The organism is Chryseolinea sp. H1M3-3, assembly GCF_029360725.1.
In the GTDB taxonomy this organism is placed as follows: Bacteria; Bacteroidota; Bacteroidia; order Cytophagales; family Cyclobacteriaceae; genus Chryseolinea.
Genome location: NZ_JARKMY010000010.1, coordinates 401,444 through 427,492, shown reverse-complemented (window position 1 = coordinate 427,492; position 26,049 = coordinate 401,444). Strand labels below are relative to the sequence as shown.

The window sequence follows — 26,049 nt, the reverse complement described above, 5'->3', positions numbered from 1 at the left end:
ATATTCGGGTTGGATTGCGATAAAACGCTCACATGACTGTCGAGGACAAATCAGGCTATCGCACATCATGCAAATGCTATGGAAGGCTCAGGGAAATTGACATATTCGAAATATTCGCCTGACGTGAGGCTTTCTCCGTTTTTAATCTGCTATTATTTTTTTGAAGCTAAATTCGATGATGTAAAGATCATCCAGTCTCCACCTACCGGCTATGCGGCAATGACATTTAACTTCATCAGCGACTACGATGTTTGCGCCGGCGTCGATACAGAATTCACCCCTTCGCCATCCGCCGTTATCATAGGCCAGCAAACAAAAAATTACAAGCTCCGCTTATCTGGCCATATTCAACAAATCGGGGTGGTATTTAAACCAACTGCCATCGCGACACTGTTAAATTATCCATTGAAAGATATGGTCGACAAACGTGTTGCATTAGAGATGGCGATAGGGGAAACGGAATCACGGTTGCTGTTTGAACGATTGAAAAATGAATCGCGTACCGACTACCGGTTAGCCTTAATACACTCCTTTTTGTTGGAAGCGATGGAAGGCTATGAAAAAAGAATGAATGTAGCCGACCTGGCGTCCGATATCATTCTTAAGAGCCATGGTACGATTTCCATTGAAGAATTGCTGGATCAGCTCTGCGTGAGTCGCAGGCATCTCGAAAGAAAATTTACTGACAAAGTCGGGCTTACACCTAAACAATATTGTCGCATTGTCCGAATGGCACATATCTCAAACATTGTTGCGCATCACGAAGAAATCGATTGGCAGGATTTAGTTTTCAAGGGAGGCTTCCACGATCAAAATCATTTTATCAAAGATTTTAAGGCGCTAAATAACTTAAGTCCTGTAAAATATCACCAGGAACATGCTGAGCTGATTCGGCTGTTGCACAACAATAAAAAATCGTAGCCGCATTTTTACTATGGGCGCATATTCATGCCGCATAGCTTTGTCAAAAAAACAAAGCCATGAAATTTACATACATTCTTTGCTGCATCTTGTTAGGTCCTCTTTTGATCAGCACTGCGGTAACTTTAAAAACGTCAAACAAATCTATGCCATCTGTTTCTGAAGAAGAGGCAATTAAAAAAGTAATCATCTCAGAAACTGAAGCATTCTGGGATAAAGATTTTCAAAAGTTATCCAACTGCTGGGTGCACGATGATTATGTGCGCGTTGTAGGCTGGTGGGAGCATGGCGGGGTTACGGTAAGAAAAGGATGGTCGGTCATCGGCGATAGAATGGAAAAGCTTATCAAAGAAAATCCTGAGAAAAACCGACAGAACGTAGCGCGGGAAAATTTCAACATCCGGATTTCTGGCAACATGGCCTGGGTTACCTTTGAGCAATATGGCACGGATACAGGAGAAAAAGCGATGGACATGCCAGGCCTCAGTTACGAAACGCGGATACTTGAAAAACATAACGGTCAGTGGAGAATTGCTTACGTCGGCTGGCTGTTGGATGGCAGGAAAAAGAATTAAATTACATAACCGTACTCCAACGAGTACACAACACTAATATTATGAAAACAACAAAATTGGTTCAGGAGTCAACCTCCGTAATGGAAATGAAGGGAATCTGTCTTGAGTTTTTCTCTGCCTATCAGGAAAAAGATATTGCCCGCATGCTTAACCTATGCACTACCGATGGACTAGTCTTTTTTGAACCATTGGAAGAGCTGGGTACAGGATTAATTAATGAAGTCGGAAGACATATATGGATAACGCTCATGGACTGTTTTCCTGATCTTGATAATACGGTTATGCAACTAGACTGGAATGAAGAGGCCAATGCTGTCCATTGTCGCGTCAAAATTTTCGGAACGCAGCAAAAAGAATTCCTTGGCATTGCAGCGCAGGGCTTACGCTTTGACTCGGATCATATTTTCATTTTTAAATTTGATGATCAGACAAAGATCCGTGAGATACGCATTCTTTGGGACCATGAAAACTTTTTGAAGCAATTGATAGGGTAAAGTGGGCAGGTTTAATCGCTAGATCAGGTGGTGTCGGGCGCTTGACCGTAAACTTATCTCTTAAGATTGCCAAGCAACTGGATCACTCAAATTTATAAATCGAAAGCCCCAGCGTTTACTTACGTTGGGGTTTCAATTTTGCATCTTGCCCCGGCATGAGGTCACGCGCCAATTCACCAATAGCGATGGCGTTAGATCTGTTAAAATATTTTTTTTTGCAAACGAGCAGTTGTATTCTTAATACGTTAAAACACGCTCACCCCTTTCTCACCAGCCAGTCATTTGTCAATTCTGCAATGTCTTATTGGGGATAAACTTTAATCCCAGCCTAAAAAGGCTCAAAGTACCTTGCAGCTTCGCATGCAGCTCTATAAAGCTACCATAAAACGCAGATGCCATTCCGCTATTAATGATTGTTGCCGCTATGAATTCAAAACAGGTCTCTTTATATTAGATTTGTATTATGCCAACAACAGAAGAGCGTACAAAAAACACGGTGTTCACTTACAACGCGAACTCCCTCAAATCAAAATTAGCCGATTGTATTTCACGGCATGTATCAACAGATGCCTGGCAATGGCTTACGGAGAAAACTTCATTGATCTCCAAGAGTGAGAATGTTCAGAGCTTTATGGTTGCCTTTGCTGCCGTAACGCGCAAAACAGGAAAGCAGCCAGTTGTATTATCTGACTCAGAAATCTCTGAAATTCAGCAAATCCGATCTCACTTTATTATTCAGCATTGGGAAATCGATCGCTTGTGCCGGGTTTGGATTCTCTTGCATCTCGATACAAAGGATGAAAACAAATACATTAAGACCATAGAAGATTTGTTTCCCACCGCGGAGATGAATGAGCAGGTTGCGTTGTATTCGGCGTTACCCGTCTTGGCTTATCCTGCGCGATGGCGCGCGCGCTGTGCCGAGGGTATTCGCAGCAACATTGGTGACGTCCTCAGGGCGATCATGTGTAACAATCCTTATCCATCAGAAAACCTTGATGAGCCAGCATGGAATCAGTTAGTAATGAAGGCCATTTTTACGGAAAAACCTATTCACCAAATTATAAATCTGGATGAACGTGCCAACCTGAACCTGGCTAATATTTTATCCGATTATGCACACGAAAGATGGGCGGCACATCGCACCGTTCATCCATTACTTTGGCAGTGTGTCGGTAAATTTATTAATGAAAAGAATTTCCCGGACATCCAACGGATCGCATCTTCCGAACAGGAGACAGAACGTGAAGCTGCCGCGCTAGCCTGTATGCAAAGTAATTATGCCCCTGCACGTGAACTGGTTGAAAAAAATCCGGTCCTCCGCGATATCGCAAAAAGTGGTATGAGCTGGGCAGACCTTGCTAAAAAACTCGAAAGAAATTCCTGAGAATCGGCCATATTTGTAAGTGCCTGATAGAATGAAACGCAAGAAACTATGAGCTGTAGCCATAACCTCACCGAAAAAGATCTCGAGCCTCGAGTGGAGATACCCTTGTATCTTGAAAGTATTAAAGGGATGAAATTCTTTGATCCTCACATCCACATGACCTCGCGCACCACCGACGACTATCAGGCCATGGCAGATGCGGGAGTTGTTGGTATTATCGAGCCTGCTTTCTGGTTGGGTCAGCCGCGTACCGGTGTGGCAACCTTCCAGGATTATTATAGCAGTCTGGTAGGCTGGGAACGGTTTAGATCCTCTCAATTCGGTATTAAACATTATTGTACGATTGGTCTGAATTCAAGGGAAGCAAATAACGAAGCACTCGCTGAACAGGTCATGGAAATTCTCCCTCTTTTTATCTATAAAGAAGGGGTGGTCGGGGTAGGTGAGATCGGGTTTGATGATCAGACCAAAGCCGAAGAAAAATATTACCGGCTTCAACTGCTGTTGGCAAAGGAGGCGTCGCTTCCCGTGCAGATTCATACACCCCATCGCGATAAGAAGCAGGGAACACAACGCAGTATGGATATTGCCATTGACTGTGGACTTGATCCCGGAATGGTGATCGTTGATCATAACAATGAAGAGACGGTCCAGGAAGTTCTGGAAAGAGGATTCTGGGCTGCATTTACCATCTATCCCTTTACAAAAATGGGGAATGAACGAATGGTGGAAGTTGTTAAAAAATATGGTGCTGAACGCATCATGGTCAACTCCGCCGCCGACTGGGGAATAAGCGATCCATTGGCTGTTCCAAAAACTGCAGCATTAATGAAGCAAAGTGGGATATCGGACGATATCATTCACTTGGTCACGTACAAAAATGCCATCGCTGCCTTTGGCCAGAGCGGACAACTTCATGAAACGGATTTCTCCACGACTCAGCAAGTTGATCAAAGTCTTAAATTTCAAGGAAATACCATCCTGCGTGGCGGTCAGCAGCCTCGGATCAATAAGGATTCGTTGATCATTCGATAAAGTGAAAAAGCTGATCGGGTTTCTCAGGCTCACGCGACCTGCCAATATTGTTACAGCAATTTCGGATATTCTTGCTGGCGCCGCCATTGCGGGATACTCCGGTAGCATGCCTGAACTTTCTGCCCTGCTTTTACTCATATTGGCTACGATAGGCCTATACGGCGGAGGTGTGGTATTCAACGATGTTTTTGATGCGGCACTTGATCGTATCGAACGACCTGAACGTCCAATTCCCAGCGGACTCATCACAGAAAAAGAAGGTACTTTTCTGGGAGCGTCATTGCTGATTATTGGTATAGCAGCTGCTTTCGGGCGCGCCGCTTATCCGTCCGGAATTATCGCCTTTGTAATTGCACTCGCGGCACTCATCTACGATAAATGGGGCAAACATCAATTTATATTGGGGCCTTTAAACATGGGCCTTTGCAGAGGGCTGAATCTTTTATTGGGGATAAGCCTTGTGCCCGATGTGTTATTCCGTTTTGGTCACTTTGCGGTAATACCGGTTATTTATATTGCCGCAATTACGATGATCAGCCGGGGTGAAGTCCACGGTGGAAAAAGCAAAACAATTTTATTTGCAGGGTTTTTATATTTGGTGGTAATTGTCTCAATACTGTATGTCTCGATAGGGCAGGGAAATAGTGTTTACGCCGTGTTTTTTCTTGTCATTCTTGCCATCCTCATTTATGTTCCATTGCTTAAGGCATTCCAAGCGCCGATAGGGCGGAACATAGGTAGAGCAGTCAGGGCGGGCGTACTGGCGTTGATCGTGATGAATGCCAGCTGGGCAGCCGCGTTTGGTGCCTTATACCTGGCACTCTTTATTGTGTTGCTGTTACCGGTCTCTATCCTTTTGGCCAAACTATTTGCTGTTACCTGATCGACGAAAAATATATATAAACAGAAGAGGAGAGCAGGCCTATTCCTGCTAATTTTAGCGATTCACGAAATTTATCAGTAGGCCTTTTATGGATTTTTTGCAGCAGTCGTTCAGTGTTCGGTTTGATTATAAAGTTTTTTTCACCAACCACCTTTTTAGTAAGGAAAATCCGCTTCTCGGGAATTTTTTTAGTACGGCGAAAAAATCAGATGCAACGCCCAAGATTTTTTTTGTTTTAGATGACGGTGTTGTCGCCCATCATCCTGATCTGATCAACGGCATTAAATCCTATTTCAAAGGATTTCCATCCATTTCACTTATTGAAGAAATGATGATTGTACCTGGTGGCGAAGCTGCAAAAAATGATGAAAACTTGTTTCGTCAAATCGTTACTGCAGTCCACAACCATAAGATAGACAGGCATTCATATCTCGTCGCAATCGGCGGGGGTTCTGTACTGGATCTTGCAGGCTATGCTGCCGCTGTGTCACACCGTGGCATCAGGCATATTCGCATCCCTACCACTGTACTTTCACAAAACGATTCGGGTGTCGGCGTTAAGAATGGCATTAACTATTTTAACAAGAAAAATTTTCTGGGAACATTTGCGCCACCTGTCGCCGTATTCAACGACTTTCATTTTCTGACTACCCTTGAAGATGTTGACTGGCGGTCGGGAATATCGGAGGCGATAAAAGTGGCGTTGATCAAAGATGCGGCATTTTTTCAATGGCTGTTGGATAACGCCGCATTACTTGCCAAACGGGATATGCCGGCAATGCAATCTCTAATTAAACGCTGTGCTGATCTTCACATGCAACATATTCGTGGAGGGGATCCTTTCGAAATGGGCTCATCCCGTCCGTTAGATTTCGGTCATTGGAGCGCTCATAAACTCGAGCAGCTCACAAACTTCCATATCCGTCACGGTGAGGCTGTGGCTATCGGTATCGCTCTCGACAGTGTCTATTCTTATTTGAGCGGAAGGTTAAGTGAAGAAGCCATGAACGTGATCCTGAATCTGAATAAAACACTCGGCTTGAGTACAACGCACCCGTTGTTAGAAGTTCGTGATAACGAAAGCCCCCTGCTTCAGGGCCTGGAAGAGTTCCGTGAACACCTGGGGGGGAAACTCACTATCACGTTACTTAATGGCATAGGTATTGGCGAAGAAGTTCACGAAATGGATGGTGCCCTGATAAGGCAGGCCAGCCAGTTGTTGAAAGATAGAAGTAACCCTTAAATTGAATCTCATTTCAAAATAGAATTATGCGTACATCTCATGGATTGCTGACGTACTGTACAAACATACATGCAGGCGAAAACTGGATCGATCATTTTGCCGCGTTGAAACAAAATATTCCCGGAATAAAAAAACGAATCAGCGCTTCACAGTCTTTTGGCATAGGGCTACGGTTGTCGCACGAGGCGAGTCTTCAGCTTCAGGAGAAAAGTGCGCTTAATGATTTTAAAGACTGGCTAAAAAAAGAAGATTGCTATGTTTTTACCATGAATGGATTTCCTTACGGAGGATTTCACAGAACAAAAGTAAAGGATCAGGTGCATGCACCCGACTGGACAACGCCCGAACGGGTTGCCTATACCATTCGCTTATTTAATATTCTGATAATGTTATTGCCGGATGGAATGGAAGGTGGAATTTCTACATCACCATTGTCCTATAAATATTGGCACAGCGGTGCACCTGAACAGGACGTCTTCGAAAAGACAACAAAAAATATTCTTCAGGTTGTTGAGCATCTTATCCGAATCAAAAATGATACTGGCAAGCTGCTTCACCTGGATATTGAACCGGAACCTGATGGCCTGCTGGGAAATGGTCCCGAGTTTTTTGATTGGTATGATCGTTATTTATTGCCTTTAGGCACAGTATATTTGCAGCAGCAGCTTGGGCTAACAACCGAAAAAGCCACGCAAGCGATCAAAGATCACCTTCAGTTGTGCTATGATGTTTGTCATTTCGCGGTGGGTTATGAAAACCACGCTGCTATCGTTAAGGAACTCGAGGAGAAAAAAATAAAAGTCGGAAAAATTCAAATCAGTGCTGCACTGAAGGCATTCATTCCAGAGGACCAGACGAAACGAGAAAAGGTAATTCAGGCATTCCGGCAGTTTAATGAATCAACCTACCTGCATCAGGTTGTTGCGCGGCAGGTAGACGGTACGTTAAAGCAGTATCCGGATCTCCCGGAAGCGTTGAATGATGCAGGCAACCCGTCAACAAAAGAATGGCGTTCGCATTTTCATGTTCCGCTGTTCGTTGAGGATTATGGATTACTAAAATCCACCCAGGACGATATCAGGGATGTTTTGTCTATTCAAAAGCAGCAACCGTTTACGAAACACCTTGAAGTGGAAACATATACCTGGGAGGTGATACCCGATGCTTTGAAGCTACCACTATCGGAATCTATTATTCGGGAAATGGAATGGGTGATGAGTTATTTGAGCAATGGGGTGGGCAGGTAGGCAGGTAATCGGTAAAGGGTAATCGGTGGGGGGTAAAGAGGTAGTTGGTAATAAGGTTACCAGTATGGATAGTTGGTAGGCTTTCTAAAAAAAACATGCAGAAGACGGTTGTAATTGATATTGTAGGATTGTCCAGCGGGTTGATCGGTGAGCATACACCTTTTTTAAAAAAGTATACACAAAATAAATTCGTCCATACGATCTTGCCGATGTTGCCTGCTGTGACCACATCGGTGCAGTCAACTTATGTGACAGGAAAGTGGCCCAGCGAACATGGGATTGTTGGCAATGGCTGGTATGACCGTGAAGATTGTGAGATCAAATTCTGGAAGCAATCCAACAAGCTGGTATACGGTGAAAAAATCTGGGATAAAGGGAAGCGCATCAATCCTGCATTTACGTGTTCAAAAATGTTTTGGTGGTACAACATGTACTCGACTGCTGATTTTTCAGTAACGCCGCGGCCCAATTACCTCGCAGATGGAAGAAAGATGCCCGATTGTTATTCACATCCCGCCATGCTGCGTGATGAATTGCAAAAAGAACTGGGCATGTTCCCTCTATTTCAATTTTGGGGACCTGGCGCAAATATCAAGTCTACCCAATGGATTGCTGATGCTTCTGTGATTACCGATCAAAAATATAATCCAACGCTAACGCTAATCTATCTTCCGCATCTTGATTATTGTCTTCAGAAATTCGGACAGAACTTTAGCCTCATATCTCAAGAGCTTAAAGAAATTGATAATGTTATTGAGCAGCTGATTTCTCACTATACAAAGGCCGGAGCATGGATTATTCTTTTATCGGAATACGGAATTACCAATGTTGACCGCCCCATCTATATCAATCGCGTATTGCGTGAAAACGGCTTGCTGCAGATTCGAATAGAACGAGGTCTTGAATTACTGGACCCTGGAGCGTCTGCAGCATTTGCAGTCGCCGATCACCAGGTTGCACATGTATATATAAATAATGGAAGCGCAATTTCAAAAGTAAGAAGTATCCTTGAAAAAATTCCCGGCGTTGAATTGGTGCTTGACCGAAAGGAGCAACATCAATATCACATCGACCACGCGCGGTCGGGTGATCTTGTAGTGATGGCTGACGCGCGAAGCTGGTTTTGCTACTACTTCTGGCAGGACGACAATAAAGCACCTGACTATGCCCGCACCGTGGATATCCATAAAAAGCCCGGCTACGATCCCGTTGAAATGTTTATGTCCTCAAAATTACGTGCAGCCTATAAGTTATTACGAAAAAAAGCAGCACTCCGGTATGTCATGGATGTTATTCCGTTAGATGCTACGCTAATCAAAGGGTCTCATGGAAATATCAATACCCCGTCTACTTTCCATCCGGTGTTGATCACCGATCAGGAGGTTAAGAAGCAAGAACTGCTTCCTACGGATGTATATGAAGTAATCTGGGAACATCTTGATGAATCCTTGCACACGGGGTGACGTATTGAAGGGACTCTTGCCAAGTGGTGTACCGATAAAGCCAATCGAATTAATGGTAAAGCGTCAATCGGGCCGGAAAATTTAAATATTATTAGAAGAACGATAACTAGGTTAATTTGCACCATAATTTTAAGTCTATGACCGAAAGAGAACTGCTCAAATTGGAAGGAACGATCCGGAAGAAAATGGAAGATATCAGAAAACAACGTGTGAGCCTGAGAGAGTCTGGTATCGGTGGGCTTATGAATTCATTGAAGAAAGTAGACGAAAGCCTTTATGAAAAGATTCTGCCGGAGTATAAAAAAATGGTGGCGGAGAGTAATATCTTTAAATAGGTGGGATTTACCCGAGGCGTTGATGGACATGAGCAAAACGAACAGAGACAATTCTTCCTTAATGGCTTTCTCTGCTGTTATATATGATGCCTACGGCACTCCGCTAAATCTCGACTGAGTGATACTAATATGCGATGCCTAACGGCACCGGGCGTGTGCATCTAACCAATTAGATGCGACAACGACTTGATCAGCGGGATGAGATAAATGGCAACTGAAATAAATCATGCTGTGCTTTAATTTCTTTCATGTGCTGCGTAAATCCCTTTAGGGTCCTTTAGGGGATGAAATATCGGTACAAAAAACACGCACGTTTGGAAGCGAATCCCGTTAGGGATGCAAGATGATTCGCTTTAGAAAGAAGAATCCAAACATTTGCGCCATTAACTTTTGACCAAATCAATTGCTTTTTCTGCCTGAAATCGCAAGAATACATTTGCCCCGCTAACCATATTCAAATGTCCCCCTAGGAAAGGCCAAGTTTATTGAACATAATCCCGGCTATAACTTAAGTTTACGGAACTGATAACTATGGCTATAAGACAATCAGCTATGACGAGACTAAAGTATAGTGTAATTGTTGGGTTCCTGTTATTATTAAGTCACGGGCTGATCGCGCAATTCCAGCCTCGCAATCTTACCAAGCATTGGAGTATTAAAGAGGGCCTTTCGCAAGGCGTAATCAACAGTATCACCCAAGACAACCAATCGATGATGTGGTTTGCTACTGAAGATGGCTTAAACCGCTTCGATGGCTATTCATTTAAGGTATTTCAGTACGATCCTGATGATAAAACCAGCATTGCCGATAATTTCATTCAAAGTATTTTTAAGGATTCGAAAGGTACGCTCTGGGTATCGTCAAGGAAGGGTTTGTTGAAATTCAATCCTTATCAAGAGACTTTCTCAATATATCGTCACGATTTTAAGGATAAAGAGAATTATGCTTTCAACGATGTCAGTTTCATTACGGAAGGCAGCGCCGGTAATTTATGGATTTCGTGGTATGGGAGTGGCTTTGCTTCTTTCAATAAAGAAAAGAAAACATTCATACCCTACACGCCTGAAACGTTGCCTGGTTTAACCAGCGAAAAAACGGTCGCCATGCTTGAGGACAGATTTGGTTTGTTGTGGGTAGGAACGCAGGAGGGAGGCGTAAATGTTTTTCAGGTTAGTCAGGGTGCTGTGGTTAAGAAAATGAATGACCTATCTGGCGGTTTAAACTTTCCGTTGGTAAACGTCCGTTGTTTTGCAGAAGATAAATTTGGAAATGTATGGATCGGCACCAGCCAGGGACTTGTCGTTTATAAAAGGCAGGAGAATAAGTTCTTCACCTTCAAAGACAGAAAATCCCCCATATCAACAGTGAATGTTTTTTCACTTTTTACAGATTCAAATGATAATCTTTGGATCGGCTCACAGGGCGAAGGATTGTATCAGTTGGATCTAAGGCAGTTCAACACAAGGCCGCTGGATGATTTTATTTTTGTCAGTGTTAAACACCTCAATGACTATGACATCTCAAAGCGTACCATTCAGTTCATTTATGAAGACAAGGACAAAAATATTTGGATCGGCACATTTGGAGAAGGTATCTATTTTATCAGCAGTGTAAAAGAAAATTTTGTAAGGGTACAAAAACCAATTTATAAAAACACGGCGGTAAGTTATGTCCCTTATTACGGCATGTGTTATGATCATGAGGGTAATTTGTGGCTGGGAACCGATGGCAATGGAATTTACAAGTCAGACCTGTACGGCAATACCATCCGTCATTATACTTCGGAAACCAGTGCAAGCTTAACAGACAATGCTATTATATCTGCCCTTCGTGATGAAGAAGGAAGACTTTGGTTTGGTTCTTATTCACAAGGACTATTTTTGTATGATCGCGCTAAGGACTCCTTTATTAACTACCACTATAAAAACAGTAAAACGAAGGCAGGCGGGAATGATGTCAGGGTAATTTTTGAAGACTCAAAACATAACATCTGGATCGGCACTAACAGAGGCGGTCTATGTTTGTTGGATGAGGAAGAAAAAGTCTATTCGAATCCGGAGCATTTTAATGATGCATTGCTGAATGGGGATGTGCGTTCCATTACTGAAGATAATCAGGGAAATATTTGGATCGGCTGTTATGGTGATGGTGTTTATTCTTATTCGCCGTCCACTAAAAAATTCAAGAGACATTTTAATGGACCAACGGCTGCCGAACAATTAAAGAGCGATGTTGTATTCGCCATTAAAGCAGACCGGAAGGGAAGTATTTGGATAGGAACAAGAGGTGGTGGACTTTGTTCTTTTGATCCCGCAAAAGATCAATTCAAACGGTACACCGATAAAGACGGCTTGGCCAATAATACGATCAACGCTATTCTTATTGACAACAACCAAAACGTTTGGGCTAGTACCAATACCGGCATCTCCAAGTATGATGTGGGGAAAAATAAGTTTTTGAACTTTGATGTTTTTGATGGTTTGCAGGAAGGGCAGTTTAATCCAGGCTCAGCTTTGTATAATGAACTGGGTGGATATATGTGTATGGGTGGGACGTTAGGTCTCAATATTTTTTACCCTGATCAGATTATCGAGAATCTGAAAAAACCAGAGATTATGCTTACAGGACTTTCCTTGTTCAACAAGCCGATCAAGGTAAATGATAGCACCGATGGACCGCCGGTATTGACGCAAGTGATTAGTCGCACAGATCACATTAACTTAAGCGATGACCAGAACGTCTTGACTTTTGAATTTGTAGGAGTGAACTATAGTTATCCTGAGAAAAATATTTACGCTTATAAACTAGAGGGTTTTGATGAAGATTGGAATTTTGTGGGTAATCAGCGAACAGCTACTTATCGATATTTACAACCCGGTGAATATGTGTTTAAAGTCAAAGCATCTAACGTTGAAAATGTATGGAACACGGAGTATGCCAGCGTCTCCGTAAAAATAACACCCCCTTTTTGGAAGACTCCCATTGCCTATACGCTTTACATATTAACATTTGGGGGAATTGCTTTTATTATATTTTCATTTCGAAAAAAGCAATTGAATCTCAGAAGAAGATTAAAAATTGAAAAAAGCCAGCGCAAGCATGAACGACAATTGGTGCAGCAAAAACTGACTTTTTTTACGGAGATCTCGCATGAGTTTAAAACCCCGCTCACGTTGATGATTGGCCCACTTGAAGAAATGCTGGCAAAGGATGGAGGCCTTACGTCAGAAGGAAGAAAACTCAAGCTGGTGTACCGAAATGCACATAAGCTTTTAAATCTTATCAACAAGCTTCTTGATTATCGAAAAATTGAAAGCGGTAATATTTTGCTCAAGGTAAAGGAAGATAACATCGTTGCGTTTGTTGAAGAAGTGTACATTACTTTTAAAGAACTGGCTAATCACAAGAATATCAAGTTTTATTTTCATGCCGAACAGCCAGTAATCACCCTTTGGTTCGATAAGGAAAAACTGGAAATGGTGCTCAACAACATTCTCTCTAATTCCTTTAAATACATTGGAAAAGGAAATGAAATTAGTATTCATGTGGGCAGGCAAATAACAGACCGATATCCTAACGGTAGGGCTATTATTAAGATCAGGGACAATGGCATCGGTATTCCAAAAAAACACCTTGGAAATATTTTTGATTGGTTTTACAAGGGCGATAGTTCCGGGACGATGAACTCTGGCATAGGATTGTCGCTGGCAAAGAAACTTGTTCACTTGCATAAAGGCGAAATATTTGTCGATAGTGCGGAAGGAAACGGGTCCGTTTTCAGTATTAAAATCCCGCTGGGCAAAGACCATTTGAAAGCGGATGAAATGATCGTGGAGACAGCCACAGATAATGGGCTGTCGGATATTAAGTCGACGACGATCAAAGAAAATATGCTGCTTCAGGAAGCGGAGGAATATTCCGCTAACAAAAAGGGTTTTAAAAGTTTATTGATCATTGAGGATGATGATGAAATCCGGTCTTTCCTGAAAGAATATTTTGAGAAGCATTATAGGATATTCGAATCGACAAATGGCAAAGAAGGACTGGAAGTCGCTACTCAAAACCATCCCGATCTAATCATCAGCGATATCATGATGCCTGAAATGGATGGCATAGACTTTTGTAAATCAATAAAGAATAATATCCGGACGAGTCACATTCCGGTTATTTTGCTGACTGCCAAAACAAGTTTAACCCATCATAAGGAAGGTATTGGAACAGGCGCGGATGCCTACATTACAAAACCCTTCAGTCCTGATATACTTGGACTGACAGTCAACAATCTTTTACAATCGCGGGAAAATCTGATGCGGTTTTACCGGAACCTTTTTACACCTGATTCCCCTACGGAGGGAAACTCGAACATAAACTCTCTGGATGAAAAATTTCTCCAATCTATTTATGAAATGTTAAGGGCAAACATCGATAAGCCTGATTTTAATATCAACGAACTCTGCGACGTTTTAAACATGAGCCGATCGCTGGTTTATAAAAAAGTAAAGATGCTGACAGGTCTTTCACCAGGCGAGTACATAAGATCCTTACGGATGAAGGAGGCCGCTACATTACTCAAAACCAAAAAGTACAAAGTTTTCGAAGTCGTTTACATGGTTGGATTCTCGGACCTCAAGTATTTTCGACAGTGTTTTACGAAGGAGTTTGGATATTCCCCTTCAGATTTTATTAAGCAAACGGAAGCGTCGCAGAGGACGGAACCTCCCGTGAAGCATGACCTGAATAGCTGATTTTCTTAGAAAAGCTCATTCCACCCCCCTTTTTTATTAGTTAGACCCCCTTCACAGCAATCGTTATAAATAACCTTTGCCAACGTTTGATGCGCATTTTTTTACGCCAGGGCAGATGCATCACGCCATTTCGACCGTCTACACTAAAGCTTAATAAATATGATAAATCATCTACCAAGGAAAATTAGGCGAAACACGACTATGCTCATAGTAATTGTTTTGCAGTTCTGTTGTAGCTTCCTCTTTGCACAAACGGGAAGTAAAGTTGAGGGTAAGGTACTCGAGGAAGAAAGTGGCACACCACTACCCGGCGTTAACGTCATTGTAAAAGGCACTTCTGTTGGAACCACAACAGATGCTGAAGGGGCATTTGCCTTGAATGTTCCTGATCAGAATGCCGTTCTCGTTTTTTCTTTTATCGGTTATAAATCCCAGGAAGTAACGGTGGGTTCTCAATCTCTTTTTGAAATCAAACTTGCTGCAGACATTGAAACACTCTCGGAGATTGTCGTGGTAGGATATGGAGAAACGAAAAGAGAATCCCTGACAAGTGCCATCACTTCAGTAAAAGGCAAAGAACTTGTTAAAAGCCCACAACCAAATCTTTCTAATTCTTTTGCCGGAAGAGTTTCCGGTGTGGTGGCTAGCACTGCTTCGGGAGAGCCGGGTTTTGACAATTCGAGATTGTTGATTCGAGGTCAAAGTACCGTGGGAAATAATTCTCCGCTGGTTGTCATTGATGGTGTGGCTAATCGCATTGGCGGGTTGGAACGTTTGGATCCCAATGATATTGAAAGTGTCTCCGTATTAAAGGATGCGTCGGCTGCTATTTATGGAGCACAAGCAGCAAATGGTGTAATCCTGATAACCACGAAGCGGGGCACCAAAGGTAAGCCAGTATTTACCTTTACCAACAATCAGGGTTTTGTGAGGCCGACGCGCTTGCCGGAGATGGCGAACTCATCTACCTATGCGCAGATGCTGAATGAGATTCAATATTATAATAATCCTGCGGGAGGACTTAATCAGATTTATTCTGCCGGAGATATTCAAAAGTTTGCGGATGGATCTGATCCCGTTGATTATCCCAATACAAATTGGGTTGATGCAGTTATGAGACCCGTTTCATTACAGAGTCAGCAGAATTTGTCACTCAATGGTGGCGGTGAAAATGTAAATTATTTTGTTTCCCTCGGAAGAAGACATCAGGAAGGGATTTATAAGAACACGAATCTTGATTTCGAACAATGGAATCTAAGAATCAATCTGGATATAAAAGTATCGGAGAATTTTAAAATTGGGGTTGATCTCGCGGGGCGCGACGAGAAAAAAATATTACCCACAGAAGGAGCTGGAAATATTTTCCGTGCAACATACCGTACCTATCCCACCCTCCCGGTTTATTATCCTGGCAACTTGCCGTCTCCAGGCCTTGAAGGCGGAAACACGCCCATCCTCATTGCTACTGACAAGACAGGTTTTGACGAACAACCTTTAACCGTTTTAAATAGCCTGATAAATTTTGAGTACAAGCTTCCATTTTTGGAAGGATTATCCGCTAGGGGCTTCGTTGCGCAAGACTTAAGTTTTGGAAGCAGAAAGTTATTCCGTAAACCATGGACCGCTTATGTGCCGAACACCAGCACAACGCCAACCACATACGAGGCGCGCAAATATGGCCCGGTTACACCTGAACTTACACAACGTGATACTACCAGTACACTGAGATCCATCAATGTTAGTCTGAATTATGAAAAAACAATCGGACAAAGCTTTTTCAAAGCATTTATAGCCTATGAGCAGAATGAAATAAAAGGACGTTACTTTGAAACGTTCCGAAGAGGTTTCTTGTCTGATCAGATTCCGGAAATTGATCTGGGAGGCTCTGCGCCTGAAGAGAGTTCCAACAGTGGAAACAGTAAGCATTTTACAAGACGAAATTATTTTGGTAGGCTGTCTTATGATTATGGTCAGAGGTACCTCGTGGAAGTTCAATTTCGCTACGATGGATCTTCCATATTTCCTATTGGAAAAGAGTATGGATTTTTCCCCAGCGCCTCCGTTGGATGGCGGATATCGGAGGAGTCATGGTTTGATGTCGCTGCCGTCAACAATTTAAAACTTCGGGCATCCTATGGATTACTAGGTAACGATCGCATCAATGCTTTTCAATATCTCAACTCCTTTACGTTAAGGAATGGAGCGTATGTGATTGACGGAACACCTGTTCCTACCTTCGGTGTATTTCAATTGGCCAATCCTGATATTACATGGGAGACCGCTAAAAAACTTGACATCGGTCTTGAGTTTGGCTTCCTGAAAAGATTCACGATGGAGTTGGATTATTTCAATGAACGAAGAACCGATCTGCTGATACCCAGAACGGGTTCAATTCCCTATGTCTCCGGGATCGTGAACGAGTTTGGAAAACCTCCTATTATACCAGCGGAAAACATTGGTGAAGTAAAAAATAGTGGCGTCGAAGTACAGTTAGGATATAATCAGACAGTGGGTAATTTGGATATCAACCTTGCTGGAAACTTTACTTATAATAAAAGTGAAGCTATCTTCCTCGATGACGCCGCCGGCATACCTGAATACCAAAAGAGGATAGGGAGCCCGTTGGGTTCACAGTTGTTGTACCGTGCTATCGGAGTGTTTAAGACAGCAGAAGATCTGGCAGCTTATCCAAGCCTTCCTGGAAATCAATTGGGTGATCTCATCTTTGACGATGTAAATAAAGATGGACAGATTAACGCGAACGACCGGGTTCGTGAGAACTTAAGCAATGTTCCACAGATCGTTTACGGTTTCACCGCGGGCTTTGCATACAAGAATTTTGACCTGAGTATATTATTACAAGGCCAGGCACGTGTGGTTCAGTATGTGTTGCAAGAAGCAGGTTCGGTTGGAAATTACTTTAACTCCTGGGCAGAGAACCGGTGGAGTCCGAACAATACCGAAGGTACCTATCCAAGAGTGGATACCCGTACGTCTTCAAGTATTAATGGCGGGTTAAACAGAAATGACTTTTGGTTATACAATACTTCCTTTCTTAGAATCAAGAATGTGGAACTAGGCTACAACCTGCCGGTTGGTGTTGCGGAAAAAATCAGAATTAGCGGGGCGCGTATTTATGTGAACGCTTTTAACCTGGCAACTTTCAGCAAGGTAAAGGATTTTGATCCTGAAGGCCGGACTGAGAATGCCCAATTCTATCCGCAGCAACAGATTTTTAATATCGGTGTCAACTTAAAATTCTAGAGGTTATGAAATATTCTTTATATGTCTTAATAGCAATGGCGTGCTGCCTCGTTTCCTGTGACAAAGATTTCCTGGAGGTGAAGCCCACGACTGTAACCGACCAAGCGCTGTGGACAGATGCTGGCTTAACGGAAGCTTATATTATTAATTTGTATACCGGCATTCGAATGGCTGATAAAGAGGCTAGCGATGGTGAACGGAATATTGGCTTTGGGCGAGGATATCACTGGGCTATGTATGCCTCCATAACAGATGAAGCAGTGTACAGCAATGATGATCAGACTTACCTTGTACAACGCGGGCAATTAAGCCCCGTGCTTTTTGGCTGGACCAGCACCACATGGGCACGAAGCTATCGCGGCATACGCGAAGTAAATCTTGCACTTCAAAATATTGGTGCGACACCCATATCGGACGAACGGAGAAGTCTTCTAACAGCTGAATTGCGCTTCATCAGGGCATACCGATATTTTGATTTGCTAAAAGGTTTTGGTGGTGTGCCGCTGATTGGAGACCGCGTTACCACGCTTACTGATGATTTTTCTGATTTGTATGAACGCAAATCCATCGTTGAGACGGTGGATTATATAAAATCAGAATTGGAAGCTGCCATATCAGTGCTACCCCAGGATCCAGGAAGTGACTGGGAACGTGGGCGGGCAACAAGTACGGCAGCGATGGGATTAAAGTCAAGGTTGTTGTTGTATGCAGCCAGTCCGTTGTATACGGGAGGAGCGAATGATGCGGCCAAATGGCAGGTAGCTGCCGATGCTGCAAAGGATATTATGGATCTTAACAAGTTTGATCTGGTAAAAAACCTCGATGCTGACCCTGCAGAGAATTACCGCAAATTTTTCTTATCCGCACCTGGCGTAGAGGATATCTTTTTCCGCGAATACTCTGTCACCAGCCGTGCTATGGCGATGGAAAGAATGAACGCTCCTAATGGCTTTGGTGGCTGGGGTGGAAATTGTCCTATGCAGAACCTTGTGGATGACTACGAAATGTCTAACGGTATGGCTATCGATAATGGAGCATCGGGTTATGATCCTCAGGATCCATATACCGGAAGAGATCCCAGATTTTATGCTTCTATACTCTACAATGGCGCTGCTTACCGTGGACGTCAGATAGAAACTTTCCTTCCTGATGGAAAAGACAGTCCTGCCGGTAATGAGCCATGGAATACTTCTCCTACAGGATATTATTTGCGTAAATTTTTAAATGAAAACATCAGTCTTGACGATTGGAATAATATGGGAGTCTCCCCATGGCGTTACATTCGTTATGCAGAGATCTTATTGAACTATGCCGAAGCTCAAAATGAAGCAGCGGGTCCCGATCAATCGGTTCATGATGCAGTAAACCAGGTAAGAAATCGTGCGGGCATGCCTGACCTACCGGCTGGACTCACGACGGATGAAATGCGTGAACGCATTCGTAATGAACGCCGGGTAGAATTAGCTTATGAGGAACATCGCTATTTCGATGTCAGGCGTTGGATGATCGCCGAAGACGTTGAAAATCAACCGGCACGTGGGGTATCCGTTACAAAGAATGGGGATGGTACCTTTACTTATGCTCCCAAAGTCGCGTTGACGGGAAAAACATTTTCAGCCAGACACTATTGGTTCCCTATTCCGGTAGAGGAAATTAATGCCTCCAATGGCGCGATCGAGCAAAATCCATTATATAATTAAAAGCAAAATCACTCTTTCGTTTGGGTTAGGGTGATGTGGTGAAGGTTCATTTGAACCTTCACCTTTTTTTAAATTCTTATTACGAAAAATGAAGCACTTCCCTTTAGCCGGCCGCACATTATTCAGCTTATTTTTTTCTTTGGCTTTACTGGCAGGATGTTCAAAAAATAGTTCGTTAGAAGCATACGAAGATGATACCCAAAATACTATTGTGATTGATCTGGCCGACAAAAAACAAATCATAAGAAATTTTGGTGCGTCGGATGCCTGGGCTTGTCAATATATAGGACAATGGCCTGATGCCAAAAGAAAGCAGGTAGCCGACTGGTTATTTAGCATGGAGGTAGATGATCTTGGAAAACCCAAAGGTATCGGTTTGTCGTTATGGAGATTCAACATCGGTGCGGGAAGTGCAACCCAAAATAATATTTCTGATGATTGGAGAAAAACGGAAGGCTTTCTTCAAGATGATATGTCATACGATTGGACAAAGCAGGCCGGTCAGAAATGGTTTATGCATGCTGCAAAGCAAAGAGGTGTAAAGCAATTCCTTGGTTTTACCAATAGCCCACCTATTCAATTGACAAAAAATGGTAAGGCATATTCCAGTAATGGGGAAGAAGCCAATATTCCAGTTGGAAACTATTTACCTTTCTCGAAATTTCTGGTGGAAGTTGCCAAACAATTTCATAAGGAAGAAATCCCTTTCAACTACCTAAGCCCTTTTAATGAACCGCAGTGGGATTGGACGGGCAATGGACAAGAAGGATCTCCATTTACAAATGCGGAGATTTTTGCAATCACAAAAGATTTAGATTCACTTTTAACAGCTGTGCAATTGGATATTAAGATTCAAATAGCGGAGGCGGGGAAGCTCAATTATCTTTATGAAACAGCCGATAAACCCACACGGGGTAATCAGGTCTATGAATTTTTCAACGAACAATCTCCATTATTCCTTGGTGATCTTTCTAACGTAGATAAAACCATTACTGGCCATAGCTATTTTACCGCTGCGCCTGCTGAAACATTGAAGCGTGTCCGGATGAAGGTTTCTGAAACAGTACAGACTGCTACCGTGCCGCTGGAGTTCTGGCAAAGCGAATATTGTATTCTAGGCGACGAAGAAGAAGTGAAAGGGCCTGGCAAAGATACCGGCATTACGCCTGCCTTATACGTTGCAAGATTAATTCATCATGATCTTGTTTTTGCAAATGCTTCGGCATGGCACTGGTGGTTATCAGTTTCCGTTTACGACTATAAGGATGGGTTGATCTATGCAGAAAAATATAAAACAGAAGGCGAAATTGAAGATTCAAAACTCCTTTGGGCATTTGGGAATTTCAGCAGGTTCATTCGTCCCGGAGCGCAGCGAATCGCAGTGACTGCGGCGAACATGGACCTTGATAATGTCAGTCAACTGATGATTTCGTCTTATTTAGACGCTAACAACCAAACGCTAATAACCGTCATTATCAACAACGGTAACAGCGATTCATCTGTTGCAATACACACCAAGGGGGGTGAGATAAAATCATGGCAGCCTTACGTAACCGGCCCAAATGAGGACGAGCGATTAAAGCCACTTCCCAAATCAAATGCCGATAATATTGTCATTCCAAAAAAGTCCATCCTCACTTTGGTCGGCGAGTTAAAATAAAGCTCTCTAAAAAATATTGTGAAGCAGTTTATAATGAAATTAGAGGGCTAGAATGAAATATTGTTCACGGCCAGTAAACGTGGAACGATTCATGTAAAGATGTGGAAAAGCACGGACCGTCTATCGGCTCCGTTAAAGACGTTTCCCATCTGATGTACGCAGTTGTTTTTTTACCGATTATCCCGAGGACGATTTTCTTCACCCCACGTCGACATCAGCAAAAGGATTTTTTTCAAAGACATACCTTTGTCAGTAAGTCCATATTCTACGCGGGGAGGTACTTCAGGATACGATGTACGAAAGATCAATCCATCCTTCTGCAATTCTTTTAATTGCGTAATCAGCATCCGCTCTGAAATTGCTGGAAGTTTCCTTTTAAGTTCGCCATAGCGTAACGTCTTAACGTCGAGCATGAATGCAAGGAGACTAAGTTTCCATCGGCCACTCAATACGGTCATGAAGTATGCCATCCCACAGTCATCTTGAAGCGTGCGTTTATTTAATTTGTTTGTAGTCTCCTTTACCATATCATACATATTTGTTGGTACCCTACAATTTTGTAGGTACTTGTTCAACGGGTACTTACATATGAAGTTTGTGAAATGAAATTAAAAATTCAAATGGCCAAACAAATAATTCACTGGGCTACCTTCGTGTATTATCTTTATCTCTTCGGTTATGCAAGCCTCTTTAAAGTTTTTCAGAAACAAAGCATGATGGAAGGAATGCTGTCATTTGGATTCGATGAAACATGGACATTATTTATAGGTTACGGCGAACTGATCGGTGTAATCGGATTGCTTATGGGCATACGATATCATGAAGTGAAGAACATCGCGGTGCTTTGGCTTTTTCCCTTTGCAATTGGTGCGTTGATGGTACATTTTGCTTATCATGAATACGAGCATTTTTATGGAGCCCTGCTGGGATCCATTTCATCTGTTGTATTGTTAGCAACCGATAAGCATTTCAAACTTATCATTTGATGATACAACAAAAAAATGGAACCTGCGGGGTACTACGGCTTCGCTTTAATATTTTGCGCCGCGAGTTCTACCGTCTTTTCAATTCGCTGTTGGCGGGTCTCCGCTTTTTTTGCATCGGTGATCCATTGAATTATTAAACGCTGAGACGATGGTGCGAAAGACTGGAAATTCTTAAAAGCTTTTTTCTTTTTATCAAAAGCTTTTTGTAAGTCGGCGGGGATTACGTCAGTTTGGAGAGATGCATCCCATGCGCCGGTTTTCTTGGCAATGTCAACAAAATACTGTCCGGCAGGCGTCATCAATCCCGTTTGGATCATTTTTTCGGCTCTCTCACGATTGAGTTTGCTCCAATTGCTTTTTTCCTTTCGGGGACAAAATTGCAAATACATACTTTCATCGTTTCTTTTCATTCCCTTGTTGTCAATCCACCCAAAACAAAGCGCCTCTTCAACGGCTTCGTCGTACGCTATATTAGGCGGCTTGCTCTTTTTGTGAAATACGATCAAGCAAACCGGGTCGGTTGACTCATGATTTTTAAGAAGCCAGTTTCGCCACGCGTTCCGGTCTGCCGGATTAAATGTGCGGATGCCATTTACCTTTTCCATAAATGTTGTTTTGATTTTCTATCATGGTATTAAAGTTCTTCTGTTCGATGTCAATAGTATGTCAGGAGAAAAGTGTTTGGTAGGTAATTGAAATAAATTTTTTTTTGAAAGATAAGTTCAAACTATTTTAGATTGCTAATCGTTTGAGTTCAAAGTATAAGGTTGTTAGTTTAATGGCAAAACAGTTGCTGAATGGGTTCGAATCCCACCACTCTACCTGGGTAGTTTATGATGGTTAAAACCAGCGACAAAACATTGTTCGAATCAATGTACAGCCACTTTATTAAATATGTCCTGACGGGCGATGTGATGGTCTTAAAGCATGGTGTTTATGAATTATGACTATTGAAAGTAATTCAAATTATCTATCTTTATTTATGTGGACGTTTTTAATAGACATTCTTTTATTCATCTTCTTTGCAAAACCTAAGAAAACGCCCACCGTTGTCATTATTATTTTAACCGTTATTGTGTTAGGGTATGCCTTCGTAACCATCATCAATAAATCCGACTTTGTGAGGTAGATTCACACCTGTAGCATTTAATGCATAGCATCAACTTGCCGTTAAATAAATTTCTAATATTTTTTTGATATCTCCGGCTGGATTTACGCGGACATCTTTTTCTGAGTGTTAATAATTTACAAAATGTTATTTTTTTAAATGCTTGGCATGCAACTTTTCTGGAAAGGTCATCATCTCTTAAGTAACCTTCTGCTAAACCTCAAGTAAACGTATTGTCATCAATTATATTTAAAGCGGATCGAGTGACCGTTGTTCGATTCGGAACATAATTCTGTTCACGAATGAACGACGAGCATTACACTAGCCTTTGTAATGTAAAAATTTGACGTTTTTAGTCAGGTACAAAAATTGACTCACGCAGTTGCGAGTTCAATTGCCTGCTTAGCGGATATCCTCAGAACTGTAAAGCGTCGCGACATGCTAAGTGATAATGATTTAGCAGTGGATTCTTATTGCTTATTAGTTTTAAAAAAAGTTAACATTAACAATCATGACATGAAGACATTTTATTTGGTTATTGTGCTATTTGTTTTTTCGTACAGCCATGTAGTTGGACGAATCAAAAACGGTTATGAATCGGAACTCCAATGCGCTAAGACATCCCTTCAAAAACTAAATTTATTGTTAGTAGAAGATAAGAATATGACAGTGATTCAACGGCTTGATGTGAAATCCAACATTGAAGCTTTGATTAACTATATATCGTTTTATGAAATCACAGCCGCATTGATTGAGGAACTAAGAATTGTCTCTCCTGGCATTTACAATGAGATTGATAGTATAAAAGATAAGAAAGGAAGGCCAACGGATGTATATGTAAAAGTAGTGCCGCGTGAAAATTCCAAAGTACAACTTAAGGCAGCAAGCTTTTTCGAACGACGGTCAATGGATGAAGACATGAATGTCTCAACTTATGGCGATTATTCTGTCTCTGTTGATATTTGGATGGTTGAAAATGCTTTATTCTTGTTAAGCCATGAATTGGGTCATATAAAATATATAGTGCCCAATCTTGCTGAATATCTGAAGTTTTATGAAAAGAAATACAAAAGGCCAGAGGTTAGTATCAGTTTCGTCGGCCATAACCCAAAGGACCAAAGTGGAAAGTATGCCAATGATTTTGAGAGGCGATATCTTCAGGATAGAAAAAGTTATTTGTATAACGGAGGGGAAAAAGCAGAAAGGCTTGTATCTCGTTTGATTCGAATTAGAAAGGACCTCCGAAACGGGAACGGTGTCGTAAGCGCATCAGCTTTGGAATCTAACTACTCCTTTTGATGATGACTTCATGTATGATTAAAGTTCCGTAAACATAACGTTGTATATATCTAAGGATCACATCACAGCAATAATAAAACGGCGTGTAGACCTGGTGTTGTTATTCAGCGCGTAAATATCTCTACAATGTGGACCGCAAATGCTGTGTTTTGTTCAAGGTTGGTGGGCGCTATTGTCATATTTTAGCTCGTTGTGTTAAACAAATGCATTAATCGTAATAGGAACGCTATTTGGAGCCTCAAACCGGTAACAAACAAATAATGTATGGAAAACGATGCATCAAAAATCAAAAACCTCACCCATAAGGAGGCGATTGATAAATTTAAAGAACTTGTAAAACATGAATCAACCTGTCTTTTTACGACACGTTTAACAACGGTTCCTCTTACCACACGACCGATGGCTGTGCAAAAGGTATGCGACCAGGGAAATTTTTGGTTTTTAAGTGCCAGTGACAGCGATAAAAATCAAGAGATTATCAGCGATCCAAGGGTGCAGTTATTTATTTCCAACACTTCCAACTATGAATTCTTGTCTGTATATGGTAAGGCCAGCATATCGCGGGATCGGCAAAAGATCGATGAACTTTGGAGTGATATCGCAAAGGCGTGGTTTCCGGAAGGAAAGGATGATCCTCGGGTTACTGTTATAAAAGTTACGCCGGAACAAGGATTTTACTGGGATACGAAAGATGGCAAACTTGTATCGCTTATCAAAATTGCGGCATCTGCCGTTGTCGGGAAGACCTTTGAGGAAGGCGTGGAGGGAACAATATCAGTTAGGTAGCTTTTTAATAGCTATTTTTCTGCAATAAAAGGTCTGAAGTTTTTCAGACCTTTTTTATTACCCAAATTCGGAAAAGTTACGCTTCCTGTTGCCTTGATCATCACCCAAAAAGGTGATTGATTTCGCTCATAAAATATATTCTTTTTGAAAGGTAAGGCGATGATTTTGTTAGTCAGTCGCAAGCAGCTATACACTTCTAAAAGAAAGATATTATGAAAAGAAAAAATTTTTTCAAACGAATTCTAGCTGGAATTACAATGACGCTTCCACTTGCTATCCAGGCAAAACAATACGTCAGGACGAGAATCCCTAAAGCTTTTAAAGTCGATGCGGGCAAAGATCGCTTTGGTAAAAGCATATCCTTATTTGAAGGTGATACTTTTTTTTGTAAGGTGTCTTCAAAAGATACTGAAGGCGACATCTACATGTTTGAATCAGTTCGTGTGAGAGAGGGTGGGCCAGCCCTTCATATCCATTATAACCAGGATGAATGGTGGTATGTATTAAAGGGCCAATTTGCTGTTAAGGTTGGTGAAGAAGTTTATCAGCTTAAAGAGGGTGACAGCGTATTTGGTCCAAGAGGGGTACCACATTGTTTTGCGAAGCTAGGTGAAGGTGAAGGAAGGTTGCTGATGTTCTTTCAACCGGCTGGTAAAATGGAAGAATATTTTCATGCCGTGAGCGAGGGGAAACTGTCGAATATGTCGCAGGAAGAAGCAAACAATTTTCGAAAAGCACACGGGTTTGAGCGCGTAGGACCTCCACTGGGTCACCTCAAACAATAGACCTAGGTGAAAGGGTAATCAAAATCATAATTCATTAAAAGTTTGGTTCCTTTATGTCTCAAAGATTTGGCTTTTAGTCCGTTTGTTGAAGCGATTGATCTTTGTTAGTTGTTGTATATTGTTACCTGTTTG

General features: G+C 42.0%; 20 protein-coding genes. 18 read left to right on the top strand and 2 right to left on the bottom strand.

What is annotated here, in order from left to right:
* The first annotated feature begins 78 nt into the window (after positions 1-78).
* The 14 genes from P2W71_RS18710 (at position 79) to P2W71_RS18645 (ending at position 20,953) form a co-directional block, all read left to right on the top strand.
* Complete coding sequence (locus P2W71_RS18710) at positions 79-921, top strand: helix-turn-helix domain-containing protein (RefSeq protein WP_276372841.1); 843 nt, start codon at positions 79-81, stop codon at positions 919-921.
* A gap of 59 nt (positions 922-980) precedes the next feature.
* The gene (locus P2W71_RS18705) at positions 981-1,496 is read left to right on the top strand and encodes a nuclear transport factor 2 family protein (RefSeq protein WP_276372840.1); all 516 of its coding nucleotides are present in this window, start codon (positions 981-983) and stop codon (positions 1,494-1,496) included.
* Positions 1,497-1,537: 41 nt separating this feature from the next.
* Entirely contained in the window at positions 1,538-1,990 is a 453-nt protein-coding gene (locus P2W71_RS18700) for an ester cyclase (protein WP_276372839.1), read from the top strand.
* A 463-nt stretch (positions 1,991-2,453) separates the two neighbouring features.
* Positions 2,454-3,377, top strand: a complete 924-nt coding sequence (locus P2W71_RS18695) for an EboA domain-containing protein (protein ID WP_276372838.1) — start codon at positions 2,454-2,456, stop codon at positions 3,375-3,377.
* Positions 3,378-3,506: 129 nt separating this feature from the next.
* Positions 3,507-4,412: a TatD family hydrolase gene (locus P2W71_RS18690; protein WP_276373342.1), complete on the top strand. Its 906-nt coding sequence runs from the start codon at positions 3,507-3,509 to the stop codon at positions 4,410-4,412.
* 1 nt (position 4,413) lies between these two features.
* Complete coding sequence (gene eboC / locus P2W71_RS18685; protein ID WP_276372837.1) at positions 4,414-5,295, top strand: UbiA-like protein EboC; 882 nt, start codon at positions 4,414-4,416, stop codon at positions 5,293-5,295.
* A gap of 88 nt (positions 5,296-5,383) precedes the next feature.
* The gene (locus P2W71_RS18680) at positions 5,384-6,538 is read left to right on the top strand and encodes a 3-dehydroquinate synthase (protein WP_276372836.1); all 1,155 of its coding nucleotides are present in this window, start codon (positions 5,384-5,386) and stop codon (positions 6,536-6,538) included.
* Between the two features lie 26 nt (positions 6,539-6,564).
* Positions 6,565-7,785 (top strand): metabolite traffic protein EboE, encoded by a 1,221-nt coding sequence (eboE, locus tag P2W71_RS18675; protein ID WP_276372835.1) that lies wholly within the window; start codon positions 6,565-6,567, stop codon positions 7,783-7,785.
* Between the two features lie 95 nt (positions 7,786-7,880).
* Positions 7,881-9,248: a nucleotide pyrophosphatase/phosphodiesterase family protein gene (locus P2W71_RS18670; protein ID WP_276372834.1), complete on the top strand. Its 1,368-nt coding sequence runs from the start codon at positions 7,881-7,883 to the stop codon at positions 9,246-9,248.
* 137 nt (positions 9,249-9,385) lie between these two features.
* Entirely contained in the window at positions 9,386-9,583 is a 198-nt protein-coding gene (locus tag P2W71_RS18665) for a hypothetical protein (RefSeq protein ID WP_276372833.1), read from the top strand.
* A 552-nt stretch (positions 9,584-10,135) separates the two neighbouring features.
* Positions 10,136-14,329 carry a hybrid sensor histidine kinase/response regulator transcription factor gene (locus tag P2W71_RS18660; protein ID WP_276372832.1) on the top strand — a complete coding sequence of 1,398 codons (4,194 nt, stop codon included), beginning with the start codon at positions 10,136-10,138 and terminating at the stop codon, positions 14,327-14,329.
* A gap of 201 nt (positions 14,330-14,530) precedes the next feature.
* Positions 14,531-17,593: a TonB-dependent receptor gene (locus tag P2W71_RS18655; protein ID WP_276372831.1), complete on the top strand. Its 3,063-nt coding sequence runs from the start codon at positions 14,531-14,533 to the stop codon at positions 17,591-17,593.
* 5 nt (positions 17,594-17,598) lie between these two features.
* A complete protein-coding gene (locus P2W71_RS18650) occupies positions 17,599-19,293 on the top strand; it encodes a RagB/SusD family nutrient uptake outer membrane protein (protein ID WP_276372830.1) in 1,695 nt (564 codons plus the stop codon).
* An 88-nt stretch (positions 19,294-19,381) separates the two neighbouring features.
* Positions 19,382-20,953, top strand: a complete 1,572-nt coding sequence (locus P2W71_RS18645) for a glycoside hydrolase (RefSeq protein ID WP_276372829.1) — start codon at positions 19,382-19,384, stop codon at positions 20,951-20,953.
* 170 nt (positions 20,954-21,123) lie between these two features.
* On the opposite strand, the gene P2W71_RS18640 is transcribed toward P2W71_RS18645, so the two are convergent.
* Entirely contained in the window at positions 21,124-21,480 is a 357-nt protein-coding gene (locus tag P2W71_RS18640; protein WP_276372828.1) for a winged helix-turn-helix transcriptional regulator, read from the bottom strand.
* 93 nt (positions 21,481-21,573) lie between these two features.
* Between P2W71_RS18640 and P2W71_RS18635 the strand changes: the two genes are divergently transcribed.
* Complete coding sequence (locus P2W71_RS18635; protein ID WP_276372827.1) at positions 21,574-21,939, top strand: DoxX family protein; 366 nt, start codon at positions 21,574-21,576, stop codon at positions 21,937-21,939.
* A 32-nt stretch (positions 21,940-21,971) separates the two neighbouring features.
* Here the strand turns inward: P2W71_RS18635 and P2W71_RS18630 are convergent, their stop codons facing one another.
* Entirely contained in the window at positions 21,972-22,544 is a 573-nt protein-coding gene (locus tag P2W71_RS18630) for a YdeI/OmpD-associated family protein (protein WP_276372826.1), read from the bottom strand.
* A 1,019-nt stretch (positions 22,545-23,563) separates the two neighbouring features.
* Here P2W71_RS18630 and P2W71_RS18625 point away from each other — a divergent pair.
* From P2W71_RS18625 to P2W71_RS18615, 3 genes are all read left to right on the top strand, one after another.
* On the top strand, positions 23,564-24,346 hold the full coding sequence (locus tag P2W71_RS18625; RefSeq protein WP_276372825.1) for a hypothetical protein: 783 nt from the start codon (positions 23,564-23,566) through the stop codon (positions 24,344-24,346).
* Between the two features lie 264 nt (positions 24,347-24,610).
* Positions 24,611-25,132, top strand: a complete 522-nt coding sequence (locus tag P2W71_RS18620) for a pyridoxamine 5'-phosphate oxidase family protein (protein ID WP_276372824.1) — start codon at positions 24,611-24,613, stop codon at positions 25,130-25,132.
* 212 nt (positions 25,133-25,344) lie between these two features.
* A complete protein-coding gene (locus P2W71_RS18615; protein WP_276372823.1) occupies positions 25,345-25,917 on the top strand; it encodes a cupin domain-containing protein in 573 nt (190 codons plus the stop codon).
* The last annotated feature ends 132 nt before the right edge of the window (positions 25,918-26,049 follow it).